Annotated in this window: 13 protein-coding genes and 1 pseudogene; 1 reads left to right on the top strand and 13 read right to left on the bottom strand. The window is 63.9% G+C overall.

Annotated elements, in window-relative coordinates; genetic code table 11:
• Window positions 1–386: aldose epimerase family protein (locus AC1D0P_RS16345; protein WP_477677707.1), on the top strand; the 386-nt coding region annotated here is incomplete at its 5' end.
• Here the strand turns inward: AC1D0P_RS16345 and AC1D0P_RS16340 are convergent.
• The 13 genes and pseudogenes from AC1D0P_RS16340 to AC1D0P_RS16280 all read right to left on the bottom strand — a co-directional run bounded on the left by AC1D0P_RS16340 (window position 373) and on the right by AC1D0P_RS16280 (window position 13126).
• The gene (locus AC1D0P_RS16340; protein WP_477677706.1) at window positions 373–960 is read right to left on the bottom strand and encodes an aldose epimerase family protein; all 588 of its coding nucleotides are present in this window, start codon (window positions 958–960) and stop codon (window positions 373–375) included. The genes AC1D0P_RS16345 and AC1D0P_RS16340 overlap by 14 nt on opposite strands.
• Window positions 957–1865, bottom strand: a complete 909-nt coding sequence (locus tag AC1D0P_RS16335) for a TRAP transporter substrate-binding protein (RefSeq protein WP_477677705.1) — start codon at window positions 1863–1865, stop codon at window positions 957–959. The genes AC1D0P_RS16340 and AC1D0P_RS16335 overlap by 4 nt, the downstream gene beginning before the upstream one ends.
• A 211-nt stretch (window positions 1866–2076) precedes the next feature.
• Window positions 2077–3054, bottom strand: a complete 978-nt coding sequence (locus AC1D0P_RS16330; RefSeq protein ID WP_477677704.1) for a Bug family tripartite tricarboxylate transporter substrate binding protein — start codon at window positions 3052–3054, stop codon at window positions 2077–2079.
• A gap of 88 nt (window positions 3055–3142) precedes the next feature.
• A complete protein-coding gene (gene glxR / locus AC1D0P_RS16325; RefSeq protein ID WP_477677703.1) occupies window positions 3143–4033 on the bottom strand; it encodes a 2-hydroxy-3-oxopropionate reductase in 891 nt (296 codons plus the stop codon).
• 46 nt (window positions 4034–4079) lie between these two features.
• Entirely contained in the window at window positions 4080–4862 is a 783-nt protein-coding gene (garL, locus tag AC1D0P_RS16320; RefSeq protein ID WP_477677702.1) for a 2-dehydro-3-deoxyglucarate aldolase, read from the bottom strand.
• 50 nt (window positions 4863–4912) lie between these two features.
• Entirely contained in the window at window positions 4913–5902 is a 990-nt protein-coding gene (locus AC1D0P_RS16315) for a Bug family tripartite tricarboxylate transporter substrate binding protein (protein WP_477677701.1), read from the bottom strand.
• A 67-nt stretch (window positions 5903–5969) separates the two neighbouring features.
• Window positions 5970–7073 carry a lactonase family protein gene (locus AC1D0P_RS16310; protein ID WP_477677700.1) on the bottom strand — a complete coding sequence of 368 codons (1104 nt, stop codon included), beginning with the start codon at window positions 7071–7073 and terminating at the stop codon, window positions 5970–5972.
• Between the two features lie 31 nt (window positions 7074–7104).
• On the bottom strand, window positions 7105–8679 hold the full coding sequence (gene garD / locus AC1D0P_RS16305) for a galactarate dehydratase (protein WP_477677699.1): 1575 nt from the start codon (window positions 8677–8679) through the stop codon (window positions 7105–7107).
• A gap of 14 nt (window positions 8680–8693) precedes the next feature.
• A complete protein-coding gene (locus AC1D0P_RS16300) occupies window positions 8694–9992 on the bottom strand; it encodes a TRAP transporter large permease (protein WP_477654146.1) in 1299 nt (432 codons plus the stop codon).
• Between the two features lie 8 nt (window positions 9993–10000).
• Window positions 10001–10366: pseudogene (locus AC1D0P_RS16295) on the bottom strand (TRAP transporter small permease); the annotation flags it as partial.
• A 25-nt stretch (window positions 10367–10391) separates the two neighbouring features.
• Complete coding sequence (locus tag AC1D0P_RS16290) at window positions 10392–11363, bottom strand: TRAP transporter substrate-binding protein (RefSeq protein WP_477654148.1); 972 nt, start codon at window positions 11361–11363, stop codon at window positions 10392–10394.
• Window positions 11364–11409: 46 nt separating this feature from the next.
• Window positions 11410–12300 (bottom strand): SMP-30/gluconolactonase/LRE family protein, encoded by an 891-nt coding sequence (locus tag AC1D0P_RS16285; protein WP_477677698.1) that lies wholly within the window; start codon window positions 12298–12300, stop codon window positions 11410–11412.
• Between the two features lie 16 nt (window positions 12301–12316).
• Window positions 12317–13126 carry an NAD-dependent epimerase/dehydratase family protein gene (locus AC1D0P_RS16280; RefSeq protein ID WP_477677697.1) on the bottom strand — a complete coding sequence of 270 codons (810 nt, stop codon included), beginning with the start codon at window positions 13124–13126 and terminating at the stop codon, window positions 12317–12319.
• Window positions 13127–13208: the final 82 nt, after the last annotated feature.

Here is a 13208-nt window from a genome sequence, read left to right as displayed (position 1 = left end):
TCCGGCAACCGGCGGTGCTGGATACGCGGGTGCACGGTCTGCAGGCCGCGGGCGGTGTCGCGGGCTACGACGACTGCTTCGCGATAGACCGCGACACAGCGGGTGAGCTGGCGCTTTGCGCGCGCGTGCGCGCGCCGGCCGGCGGCCGCGTAATGGAGGTCTGGTCGACCGAACCCACGATGCAGTTCTACACCGGCATGGTGGCCGGTGAAGCGCTGGCCGGTGGGCCGGGCAAGGGCGGCAGGCGCTACGTGCAGCAGCAAAGCCTGTGCTTTGAGCCACAGGGCTACCCGAACGCGCCCAACATACCCTCCTTCTCTTCGGCCGTCCATGCGCCGGGGCAGGGCCGCCAGGGCCGCACGCTGTACCGCTTCAGCACCTCATAAAAAGCTTGCGCATGTCAGAATGCACCGGCAACAGCTCGCCCGTGGCAATCAGTTCGGGCGTCATCCCGAAATAACGGCTCGCGCAAATCATGACTTCATGCCCCAGAGCGCTGCCGCTCCGCGTGCTGTTCATGCCTTCGAGGTTGAAGAAGGCATGCGTGGTGAAGTTGGCCACGGTGGGCGCATCGAGCGCCACCGCTTCGTAATCGAGCACCAGCTCATTCTCATCCGTCACGCTGTACGTCAGGTTCAARGCCAGTGTTCCGGGAAAACCTTCCTCGCCGTCGGAAAACACATAGCGCATCTCCACGCTGGAATCGTTGTGCTGCACCGCATCGAACACCTGGAAGCGTGAGCCGCGCAGGCCGCCGTGCAGACAGTGCGGGCCGTTGTTGGCGGCCAGCTGGTGTTCCACACCGCCCAGTTTGAAACGCGCATTTTCTATACGCCCGGCATAGCGCCCGACAAAGGCGCCCACGGAGGGCGAGCCGCCCACCACGCCTTCGATGCTGTCGTAACCCAGCACCACGTCGTCCGCGGCATCGAGCAACAGGGGAGAATCCGCGCCGCTCACTTGGCAATGATGGTCAGCAGTTCTTCACGCGTGGTGGGGTCGGCCATGTACTTGCCGTACAGCGGCCCCATGCGCCTGACCATGGGCGAGGCATCCCGGACCTTGACGAACTGCGAGCCCTGCTTGGTGGTGGTCTCCAGGGCCGCGGCGACACGCTTGTTCCAGAGCTCGCGCATCAGGATGGCGGATTTGGCGCCGGCTTCGCTAAACGCAGCCTTGTCTTCCTTGYTGAGCTTGTCCCAGAGCTTGGTCGACACCACCAGCGCCTCGGGCGAGATCACGTGGTTGGTCATGTAGACGTTTTTGGCGACCTTGTAGTGCCCGGTGGATTCATACGAAGGCAGGTTGTTCTCGGCGCAATCAACCTTGCCCTGCTCCAGCGCGCCCAGCACTTCCTTGAAAGGCAAGGCCACCGGTTTGGCTTCCATGAGTTTCACCATTTCGATGTAGACCTCGGACTGCTGCACCCGGATGTTCATGCCGGCCAGGTCCCGGATGTTGTTCACGGGCTTGACGCAGTAAAACGAACGGCCGCCGCCGTCATACCAGCCCAGCACCACGAAGCCGGCGGTTTTCAGGTTGGCGGAAAACCGCTCGCCCAGCTTGCCGTCCAGGTGGCGGAACATATGGGCTGAATCGGTGAACAGGAAAGGCAGGTTCAGCACCTTGATGCCCGGCACGGCGTCCGACAAGGGACCGGAGCTGAATTCGGCTACGTCGATCTCGCCGCTCTTGAGCATCTGCACCGCCTTGGGCTGGTCACCCAGCGAGCCGTTGTTGAAGAGCTCGATGTTGTAGCGGCCGCCGGTGCTTTTGGCGACCTGTTCCACAAAGCTCTTCAGGGCTTCCGAGACCGGGTAGCCGTCGGGGTGGATGTTCCAGGCCCGCAGCTTGGTCTGGGCCATCGCGGTGCTCGCGCATAGCGCGAAAGAGAGGCATAAGAGCCCCTTGAAAGAAATACGCAATTTTGTCTCCTGGATAGGTCGTAACGGCCGCCTCTGACGGGCTGGCTCGTATTTTGTCAGTGTTTGAATCCCTTCACGGATGTTCACACGGATGACTCGCSGCCGTCCAAAGACAAGCGGCGATATCACCACTAATTCACGCAAACACTCTTCAGTCTAACTTGATGTTGGCGTCCGAGACGACCTTGGCCCAGCGGCTGCGTTCCTGGTTGAAGAAGCCGTCCTGCTGCGCCGGCGTCATGGTCACGACCTCGGCGCCCTGCCCCGCCAGCTTGGCGCGTATGTCCGGGCTGCGGATGATCTTGATGAGCTCGTTGTTGAGGCGGTTGATGATGGCCGCGGGCGTGCCGTTGGCCACCAGCAGGCCCTGCCAGGTGCCGGACTCGAAGTTCGCCAGGCCTTGTTCCGCCAGCGTCGGCACATTGCCGATCAGCGGCATGCGCGTGCTCTTGGAGACGCCCAGGATTTTCAGCTTGCCGCTTTGCACATGCGGCAAAGTGGCCAGCATGCCGTTCATGAGGATCTGGGTTTGCCCGGCGATGGTGTCGCTGACGGCTTGTGAGCCGCCCTTGTAGGGGATGTACTGCCATTTGGCCTTGCTGGCCCGTTCGACGGCCACGCCGGCCAGGTGCGGCGCGCTGCCCATGGCCGTCACCGCGAAATTCAACTCGGTCTTCTGCGACAACGCCACCAGTTCCTTGAGGTTGCTGACGGGCACCGAAGGATGGACCACCAGCAGGTGCGGTGAATACGCCAGCATGGTGACGCCGCGCAAATCCTTGGACGGGTCGAAACTCAGCTTGGGGTAGACCGAAGGGCTGATGGCCAGCGCGCCGGTGTCGCACAGCAGCAGCGTGTAGCCGTCGGGCGCGGACTTGGCCACGATGTCGGCGCCCAGGTTACCGTTGGCGCCGGCTTTGTTGTCCACGATGACCGACTGCTTGAGCGCTTCGGACAAAGGCTGCGCGATGGCGCGGGCGATGATGTCCGAAGAGCCGCCCGGTGGGTAAGGAACCACCAGGCGTATCGGTTTGGACGGCCATCCGGCCTGGGCGTTGGCGGCGCCGGTTGCAGCGCCCACACCCATGGCCACTGAAGCCGCAATAAGTTCTCGTCGATTGATAGCCATGTTTGTCTCCTGAAGGTCWAAAAAGCGGTTACCCCTCCGCCGCGTCGGGAACCTCTCTCGGGCTCCTCGTGCGCGCCTGTCTTTCTGCTCAGGCCGATTTCGCGACTTCGTGGTTGCCCAGGAGCTCCAGCGCCCGCACCAATGCGGAGTGGTCCAGGTCCTGCATGCCGTTGGCGGCGCAGGCCTGCATCAGCTGGGCGGCGCCCGCCGTCTGCGGCAGGGCCAGGCCCAGGGTGCGCGCGCCGCTGAGCGCCAGATTCAAGTCCTTCTGGTGCAGGCCGATACGGAAACCGGGTGCGAAGGTGCGCTTGATCATGCGCTCGCCGTGCACTTCCAGGATGCGCGAGGAGGCAAAGCCGCCCATCAGCGCCTGGCGCACCTTGGCCGGGTCGGCGCCGGCCTTGCTGGCGAACAGCAGGGCTTCGCCGACGGCCGCGATGTTCAGCGCCACGATGATCTGGTTGGCCACCTTGCAGGTCTGGCCGTCGCCGTTGCCGCCCACCAGCGTGATGTTCTTGCCCATCAGCTCGAACAGCGGCTTGACGAGGTCGAAGGCCGCTTGCGGGCCGCCCACCATGATGGTGAGGCTGGCCGCCTTGGCGCCGACTTCGCCGCCCGACACCGGGGCGTCAAGGTAGTCGCAGCCCAGGGCATTGATTTTTTTGGCGAACTCTTTCGTGTCCATCGGCGAGATGGAGCTCATGTCGACGACCGTCTTGCCCTTGGTCAGCGCGCCCACCACGCCGCCTTCGCCGAACAGCACCTTGGCTACGTCGGGGGTATCAGGCAGCATCAGGAAGATGATGTCCGCCTGTTTCACCACGTCGGTGATGGAATCGCAGGCCTTGCCCTTGCCGGTCAACAGTTCCGCGGGCACCTTGCCCAAGGTGGTCATGAAAACTTCGTGCCCTGCCGCGATGAGGTGCGCCGCCATGGGGTTGCCCATGATGCCCAGGCCGATAAATCCAAGCTTGCTCATTTCAAAATACTCCAGTCAAAAATTCAGTCGGAAACGATGGCGCCGATCAGGCGCGGTAACGGTCGTGCAAGGCTTGCGTCGCGGAGCGGAACACACCGAGGTCGCTGCCCACGGCCACAAAGGTGGCGCCCATTTCCATGTAGCGGCGCGCGTCGGCTTCCACCGGGGCCAGAATGCCCGTGGGCTTGCCGCAGGCCTTGGCGTTCGCAAACACGGCGGCAATGGCTTTTTGTACATCGGGATGGCTCGCGTTGCCCAGGTGGCCCAGGCCGGCCGCCAGGTCGGAAGGGCCGACAAAAATGCAGTCCACGCCTTCGACCTCGGCAATCGCGCGCGAAGCCGCGACACCGGCGCTGCTTTCGATCTGCAACGCGACGCAGATCTGGTCGTTGATGCCCTTGAAATACTCGGGCACCGTGCCGTAGCGGTTGCTGCGCTGCGATACCGACACGCCGCGCACGCCTTGCGGCGGGTAGCGCGTGGCGGCCACCGCGCGCCGCGCCTCGTCCGCGCTTTCGACGAAGGGGACCAGGAAGTTGTAGAAACCGGCGTCCAGCAGGCGCTTGATCTCGACCTCGTTGTTGCTGGTGGGCCGCACAAAAGGCGCGCTGGGGCTGTCCTTGAGCGCCATCAGTTGGGGAATGAAGGTGCCCACATCGTTGGGCGAATGCTCGCCGTCAAGCAGGATCCAGTCGAAGCCGGCCACGCCCAGCACCTCGGTGGTGATGGCATTGGCCAGCGACGACCAGCAGCCGATCAGCTTTTTTCCAGCCAACAGGTCGCGCTTGAAGCTGTTGGGAAACGGTTGGTAGGGAGTTGCTTGTGTCATGGTGATGTGCTTTTACGTTTCTGTTGGAATCAGCGTGCGGGCATGCCGCGTTATTCGGCCTTGATGTTCGCCGCCTTGATCACCTGCGCCCACTTGGCGACTTCGGCGCGCTGGAAAGCGGCAATCTGCGCCGTCGTCATATTGGCCGGCTCCATGCCGAAGCCCTTGAGCTTTCCCTGCATTTCAGGTTCCGCCAGGATGCGGGCGATCTCGGTGTGCAGGCGGTCGACCACAGGCGCGGGCGTTCCCGCCGGCGCAAAGATGGCCTGCCAGGACAGCACTTCGAAGTTGGCCAGGCCCTGCAAGCCGGACTCGGCCACCGTCGGTACGTCCGGCATGGAGGCCAGCCGGCTGGCGGAGGTCACCGCGATCGCGCGCAGCTTGCCGCTCTGGATGTGCGGTGCCGCCACGACGCTGGTGTCGAACATCATGTCCACCTGCCCGCCGATCACGTCCTGGATGGCCGGGCCGCTGCCCTTGTAGGGGATGTGCGTGAACTTCACGCCGGAGCGGAAAGCCAGCAACTCCAGCGAAAGGTGTTGCGAGGTGCCGGTGCCGGCCGAGGCGGACGACAGGCCGCCGCTTTTGCCCTTGCTGGCTTCGAGCACGTCCTTCAGGGTCTTGTAGGGGCTGGCCTGGTTGACCACCAGGACCAGTGGGTTGGTGCCTATGAGCGTGACGGGCGCAAATGACTTGATCGGGTCATAGCCGATTTTCGGATAGAGGCTGACGTTGATCGCATGCGAGCTGACTGTGCCGCCCACCAGTGTGAAGCCGTCCGGCGCGGCGCGTGAGCCCACTTCCGAACCGACGCTGCCGCCCGCCCCGGGCTTGTTGTCGACGATGATGGTGGTGCCCAGCGCCGTACCGAGCTTCTGCCCGATCAGGCGGCCCAGCACGTCGGTGGTGCCGCCCGCGGCGAAGGGCACCAGGTAGGTGATGGGCTTGCCGGTAGGCCAGTTGCCCTGGGCGAATGCGGTCAGCGTTGAAAGGCCGGCCAYGGCGGCCAGCGCGGTAGTGAGCAGGATACGGCGTTGCATGAGGGTGTCTCCTTCAGGTGTGTTGTGTTGTGTTGTGTCGGGGTGAGTGGATGGACTGTTCGGCCTCTCAGGGCATCTCGACGATTTCAATCCAGTTCGGGTTCTTGCCGACGGGCAGCCGCTTCGGTGCGCCCAGCGCGCCCGTCGCGGCGTCGATGGCGTGCACGGACACGCTGTGCGAGTCCTGGCCCGCCGCGATCAGGTAACGTCCCGCGGCGTCGATGGCGAAGCCGCGCGGGGTCTTCTCGGTGAGCGTCTGGCCCAGGGACTCCAGCAAACCGGTGGCGGCATCGACACGGAAGGCTGAAAGCGTGCTGGACGTGCGCTCCGAGGCGTAGAGGTAACGGCCGTCGGGTGTGAGGTGCAGGTCGGCGGCCCAGGGTTTGCCGGCAAAACCCGCCGGCAGYGTGGTCCGGGTCTGCAGCAGCTTGAGCGTGCCGCGGCTGCCGTCCCAGGCGAACACCTGGAGCTGCGCGTCCAGCTCATTGAGCAGGTAGGCAAAGCGCTGCGCCTTGTCCCAGACAAAATGGCGCGGGCCGGATTTTGCGGCGGAGGCGGTCAGCGCCGGATCATTGGGCGAGAGCACACCGGTGGCGGCGTCAAAGCGCCAGCTGGTCACGTTGTCGTTGCCCAGGCTGGTGGCCAGCACGAAACGGTTGGCCGAATCCGCATGGATGGCGTGCGCATTCGCGATCCCGGGAATCAGCTGCTGGATGGCGCCGGCCTTGCCCTCCTTGTCGATGGCGTTGACGGTGATCTTGTGGCCGGGATAGGACGCCGCGAAAAGCCAGCGCCCCGTCAGGTCGGTGTCGATATTGGCCATGCTGTCGGCCAGCGACGCTTCGCCGAGCTTGCGCAACTTGCCGCTGGCGCCGTCAATAGCGAAGCTCACGACACGGAAAGGCTGGGAACGCAGCGCGGCATACAGGAAGCGCTTGTCCGGGCTCACGGCCATGGGCATCACGGCTCCGCCCACGTTCACGGTCTCCACCGGCTTGAGCGTGCCCTGGGCACGGTCCAGCTCGAGCACCGAGATTTCCTGGCTGTCGGCATTCGACACGTACACCCAGGTGGCGGCGGAAGCCGCACCGGCGGAGGCCGCGAGGCCGGCTGCCGCCAGCAGCCGAAAAGCCAGGCGCAGTGCGCGGGAATTTGAGGGAACGATGTTCATGGTCTGTCTCCTTTTGTTGTTGATGGACGGCTCAGGTCACGGGCGCCGGGTTGAACAGCACCAGCGCGTTGTGCAGCTTCCAGTGCTCGGCCCAGGTTTTCTTGCGGCCGCTGGCCACATCCAGCATGAACTGGAACAACTCCCAGCCGACGTCTTCGATCGTGGCGTCGCCGTCGGCGATGCGGCCGGCGTTGATGTCCATCAGGTCATGCCAGCGCCGCGCCAGGTCGGTACGCGTGGCCACCTTGATCACCGGTACTTCCGCCAGCCCGTAAGGCGTGCCGCGGCCGGTGGTGAACACGTGGATGTTGATGCCCGCGGCCAGCTGCAGCGTGCCGCAGATAAAGTCGCTGGCGGGCGTCGCGGCGTAGATCAGGCCCTTTTGTTTGACCTTTTCACCCGGCGAGAGCACGCCGCTGATGGGCGCGCTGCCGGACTTGACGATGGAGCCCATGGCCTTTTCGACGATGTTGGACAAGCCGCCTTTTTTGTTGCCGGGCGTGGTGTTGGCGCTGCGGTCCACGCGCCCCTTTTGCAGGTAGGCGTCGTACCAGGCCATCTCGCGGATCATGGCCTCGGCCACTTCCGGCGTGCTGGCCCGTGAGGTCAGCTGGTCTATGCCGTCGCGCACCTCGGTGGTTTCGGAGAACATCACCGTCGCGCCGGCGCGCACCAGCAGGTCGGTGGCAAAACCCACCGCCGGGTTCGCCGTCACGCCGGAAAACGCGTCGCTGCCGCCGCACTGCACGCCCACCACCAGTTCGCTGGCGGGCACCGTCTCGCGCCTGCGCGCGTTGAGCCGCTCCAGGTGCAACAAGGCGGTCTCCATGATCGAGTCGATCATGGACATGAAACCGACGTGGTTCTCGGACTGCAGGCAGACCACGTCCAGTGCGGCTTCGGCCGTCGTGCCCACGTCGGCCACGTTGCGCTCGTCGATGATCTGTATGCTGCCGGGGGGCAGCAGGCGCTCGGGCTGCAGCTTCTCGCAGCCCAGGCTGACCACCATGACCTCGCCGCCGAAGTTGGGGTTCAGGCTGATGTTGCGCAGCGTGCGTATCGGGATGATGGCGTCGGGCGCGTCGATCGCCACGCCGCAGCCATAGGTGTGCTCCAGCCCCACCACGTCGTCGACATTGGGAAAACGCGGCAGCAGTTCGGCCTTGATACGCTGGACGGCAAAGTCCACAACACCGGCCACGCACTGCACCGTGGTGGTGATGGCCAGGATGTTGCGGCTGCCGACCGAGCCGTCCGGGTTGCGGTAGCCCTCGAAGGTATAGCCTTCCAGCGCCGGCAGCGGCTCGGGCCGCACCGTCGCCTTGGGCAGGTTGTCCAGCGAACGCGCGTCGGGCATTTGCAGCAGGCGCTCATGCACCCAGCTGCCAGCGGGAATGTCTTTCAGCGCATAGCCGATGGGCACGTTGTAGCGCAGCACCGCCGCGCCCTGCGGCAAATCCACCAGCGCCACCTTGTGGCCCTGGGGCACACGCTCCACCAGCCGCAGGCCGTCCGCGAAGGCGGTGCCCTCGGGCAGGCCGCCGTCGTTGGCGACGATCGCGACGTTGTCGCGAGGGTGCATGCGGATGTGAAGCGGTGCGGCCATGGCGTGCGATTCCTTTATTTACCGACCACCATGTACAGGCTCGGGAGCCACATGGAGAACGCGGGAATAAACGTGACCAGTGCCAGCGCGAAAATCAGCGCGCCGTAGAAAGGCCAGATGGTGCGCATCACGGTGCCCACGGACACCCCGCCTATGGCGCAGCCCACGAACTGGGTGGTACCCACCGGCGGCGTGTTCAGGCCCAGCGCGCAGTTGATCAGCAGCACGATGCCGAACTGCACCGAGCTCATGCCGTAGTGCTGGGCGATCGGCAGGAAAATCGGGGTGCACAGCAGGATGGTGGCTGCCATGTCCAGGAAGGTTCCCAGCACGAACAGGATGATGTTGATCAGCAGGAAGATCACCCACGGGGTGGTGGTGACCTGCGACAGCATCTGCCCCGTCAGTTCCGCGACGCCGTAAAGGCTGATGAGGTAGCCGAAGGTGCTGGAAATGCCGATCAGCAGCAGGATGACGCCGGTCGTCTTGACGGCTTTGGAGGCGGCCTTGATGAAATGTTCCCACTTCAGGGTGCGGTAAACAAAGATGGTCAGGGCCAGCGCATACAGGACAGCCACGGCGGCGGATTCGGTGGCGGTGAAGATGCCCGACAGAATGCCGCCGAGAATCAGCACGACAATCATCAGGCCCGGCAGCGCCGCGGCGAGCGAGCGCGCAACAATTGCCCATCCCGGAAAACTGCCGGCTGGATAACCGCGTTTCACGGCGACCAGGTAGGCCGCCGCCAGGTTGCAGATGGTCAGGATCGCCGCGGGCACCAGTGCCGCCAGGATCAGCGCCGCAATCGACACCTTGCCGCCGGCGGCCAGCGAATAGATGATCAGGTTGTGGCTGGTCGGCATCAACGCGCCCACCAGGGCCGCATGCGTCGTCACGTTGACGGCGTAGTCGGCGTGGTAGCCCTCTTTCTTCATCATCGGGATCATGACGGCGCCCATGGCGGACACATCGGCCACCGGAGAACCCGAAACGCCGCCGAACAAGGTGCAAGCCACCACGTTGGACATGCCCAGGCCACCGCGTACATGGCCGACCAGGTTGCGCGCCAGGTTCACGATGCGGTCGGCAATCCCGCCGTAAAGCATCAGTTCACCAGCGAAGATGAAAAACGGAATCGCAAGAAAGGAAAAGATCCCCATGCCGGAGGTCATCTGCTGGAAGCCGACCGCCAGCGGCAGGCCTTCATACAGCAGCGTGGCCAGCGCGGACAGGCCGATGGAAAACGCCACCGGCACGCCGAGCAGCAGGAACAGCGTGAAGGAAATACAGAGAATGAGTAATGGAATTGTCATGATGTTGCTTAGCCCCAGGCCGGTTCGACTTCTTGGCCCTTGGCGAGCGCGATGATGTGTTCAATGGAGAACATCACGATGAGAACGCCCGCAATCGTTGCGGGAACATAGCGCCATCCCTCGGAAATCCACAGGGTGGGCAAGCGGTAGCTCCACACGGACTCCGCCAGCGAGGCGCAGTTGTAAGCCATGGCGGCGCCGAACAGCATGACCAGCGCGTGAATCAGGTACTCCATCTTCAGGCGAAGGCTTTCCGGCGCGAGAACCAGAAAGGATTCCAGCCCGATATGGCCGGCGTCGCGAACGCCCACCGCCGTGCCGAACATCGTGACATACAGCACCAGCAGCAAGGCCAGGCTCTCCGCCCAGGTTGGGAACAGGCCGGCGCGGGATCAAGACTTACTTGGTGTCCTGGATCCGTTTGACGAGGCTCTTCAGCGCAGCGTCGGTGATGAACTTGTCATAAACAGGCTTCATGGCATTCTGGAAAGACACCTTGTCGACCTGGATGATCTCGGCACCACCGGCTTTGACGGTCGCCAGCGATTTTTCCTCGCGCTCGTCCCACAGCTTGCGCATGTAAGGCACCGACTCCTTGGCCGCCTGGCGAATGGCCTTCTGGTCATCGGCGCTCAGGCCGTCCCAGGTGCGCTTGGAGAACAGCAGCATCTCAGGCGCCATCGAATGCTCGGTGATGGAGTAAAACTTCGCCACTTCAAAATGGCGCGAGCTTTCATACGACGGGTAGTTGTTTTCGGCGGCGTCAACCAGGCCGGTCTTCAGCGCGGTGTACACCTCGCCAAACGGCATGGGCGTCGCGTTCGCGCCCATGGCTTCCAGCAACGAGACCCACAGGTCCGACTGCTGAACACGCACTTTCAGGCCTTTCGCGTCGGCAAGCGAACGAACGGGTTTTTTGACCGTGTACAGGTTGCGCGCACCGCTGTCGTAATACGCCAGGCCGATAAAGCCTTGAGGCGCGCACGAAGCCAGGATCTGCTCGCCGATGGGGCCGTCCAGCACATGGCGCATGTGATCCTTGGAGCGGAACAGGAAAGGCATGGTCGGAACCTGCGTTTCGGGGCAGATGTTGTTCATCGGCGCGATGTTCACGCGCGTCATCGCCAGGGCGCCGATCTTGGTCTGCTCGATCGTGTCTTTTTCGCTGCCGAGTGCGCTGTTGTTGAACACCTTGATGCTGTGCTTGCCGTTGGTCAGCACCTTGAGGCGCTCACCCATGAACTTGACGGCCTCGACGGTGGGGTAACCGTCGGGGTGGATGTCCGACGAGCGGAACTCGGTGGCAAAGCTTGCCATCGGCATCAGCGCCAGGGCGGCGGCTACGGCAAACAATGTTTTTTTAATCTTCATGTCTCATCCTCTAAGGTTGGTGGTGGAAAGCGGGTAGCGGGAACTTTTAATACAGGCACGCGGTTTCGGGCAGCCCGCGAACGCCGGGGCGCAACGCGAACACACCGCCGGCCAGCGGCTGGTCAGATAGATCGACACCTTCAGGGCGTATCGATGTCACGAACAGGGTGTCAAGCCCGGCGCCGCCGAAGGCGCACATGGCGGGCTTCTTCACGGGCACGGCCAGCGAACGGTCCAGCTTGCCGGCGGGCGTGAAGCGGTGAACCAGGCCGGCGTCGTTGCCGCAGATCCAGTAGCAGCCGTCGGCGTCGACAGCCGCGCCGTCAGGCCGGCCGGGCAGCGGGTTCATGTCGATGAAGAGGCGCCGGTTCGACGGGATGCCGGTTTTGGTGTCGTAATCAAACGCCCACACCGACTGCACCGAAGGGTGCGAGTCCGACAAATACATGGTGCGGCCGTCCGGGCTGAAGGCCATGCCGTTGGGGGTGATGAAACCCTCGAGCAGCAGTTTGAGGCCGTTGCCCTGGTAGCTGTAGATGTTGCCGACGCGCGCGCCCGCGGCCATGTTCATCTGCATGGTGCCGGCCAGGAAACGTCCCTGCCGGTCGCAGCGGCCGTCGTTAAAGCGCATGCCGGCCTGGGCGTGGGTCACGCTTGTGAGCCGGTCAAAGCCAAGCTCGCCGCCGGCCTTCGGACTGATGCGGAACACGCCGCTTTCGGCGCCGGCAATCCAGTCCTTCGCACCCAGGCGGCCAATGCAGGCGGGCATTTCAGGCGCCAGCCATTCGGTCAGAGCGGCGTCGGCCACACTCCAGCGGCAAAGCCTGCGCGCGGGAATGTCGACCCAATAAAGCGCCTGTTCAGCCGCATCCCAGACGGGGCTTTCGCCCACGCCGTTGCGCGCATCCAGGACCAGTTCAGCTTGAGCTTCACTCATATATATAGAGAGATGCTCAGTCGCCGAAGGGGCCGGCCACGACAAAACCGCCGCCCTGGTACTGGGCCACCGGGTCCTTCAAGTCGGGCGCGGGGGTGCGGGCATAGACTGCCTCGCGGAAGATGTCGGAGCTGTCCTTGGGCACGTAGCCGATATGGCGGGCGCGGCTGTTGTCCCACCAGGTCACGGCGTTGTCGGACATGCCGAAGACGATGCTATGGCCCAGCACCGGCGTCGTCAGGCAGGCGGTGATCAGGCGGTGCAGGTCGTCAAAGCTCAGCCAGGTGGCCAGCATGCGGCGGTCCTTGGGCTCGGCGAAGGAGGAGCCTATGCGCACGCAGGCGGTTTCAATGCCGTAGCGGTCGAAATAAAGGCGCGACAGGTCTTCGCCGAAAGCCTTGCTCAGGCCGTACAGGCCGTCGGGGCGCGGCGGGTGGTCGGCGTTGATGGTCTGGTCCTGGCGGTAAAAGCCGGTGACGTGGTTGGAACTGGCGAAGACGATGCGCTTGACGCCGTTCTTGCGCGCCGCTTCATACAGGTTATAGGCGCCCAGGATGTTGGCCTGCAGGATGGGGCCGAAAGGCCCTTCCACCGAGACACCGCCCAGGTGGACGATGGCATCCACGCCCTGGACCATGGTGTGCACCGCGGCGGAGTCGGCCAGGTCGGCCAGCACCACTTCTTCGCCGGCCGCGGCGGCGCCGAAAGGCTGGACGTCGGACAAGCGAAGCACCGAACAATTGGCCTTCAGGCGCTCGCGCAAGGCCTTGCCCAAACCGCCGGCAGCACCGGTCAGCAACAGTTTTTCATGAACTTTGATGGTCATTTTTTACGTCTGGGCCCGGTGTCGCCATAAATCCGACAAACACTGGACTTTTTTTTGGAGTTTGTTAAAGTCTACCTACAAA

The organism is Polaromonas sp. P1_G2 (assembly GCF_056405515.1).
This window is presented reverse-complemented; position numbering and strand designations above follow the sequence as displayed.

What these genes read in the sequence shown, in the direction of transcription:
- AC1D0P_RS16330 (WP_477677704.1), bottom strand. Translation starts at nt 3,054, where the DNA reads ATGGCTATCAATCGACGAGAACTTATTGCGGCTTCAGTGGCCATGGGT.
- glxR (WP_477677703.1), bottom strand. Translation starts at nt 4,033, where the DNA reads ATGAGCAAGCTTGGATTTATCGGCCTGGGCATCATGGGCAACCCCATG.
- garL (WP_477677702.1), bottom strand. Translation starts at nt 4,862, where the DNA reads ATGACACAAGCAACTCCCTACCAACCGTTTCCCAACAGCTTCAAGCGC.
- garD (WP_477677699.1), bottom strand. Translation starts at nt 8,679, where the DNA reads ATGGCCGCACCGCTTCACATCCGCATGCACCCTCGCGACAACGTCGCG.
- AC1D0P_RS16300 (WP_477654146.1), bottom strand. Translation starts at nt 9,992, where the DNA reads ATGACAATTCCATTACTCATTCTCTGTATTTCCTTCACGCTGTTCCTG.
- AC1D0P_RS16290 (WP_477654148.1), bottom strand. Translation starts at nt 11,363, where the DNA reads ATGAAGATTAAAAAAACATTGTTTGCCGTAGCCGCCGCCCTGGCGCTG.
- AC1D0P_RS16285 (WP_477677698.1), bottom strand. Translation starts at nt 12,300, where the DNA reads ATGAGTGAAGCTCAAGCTGAACTGGTCCTGGATGCGCGCAACGGCGTG.
- AC1D0P_RS16280 (WP_477677697.1), bottom strand. Translation starts at nt 13,126, where the DNA reads ATGACCATCAAAGTTCATGAAAAACTGTTGCTGACCGGTGCTGCCGGC.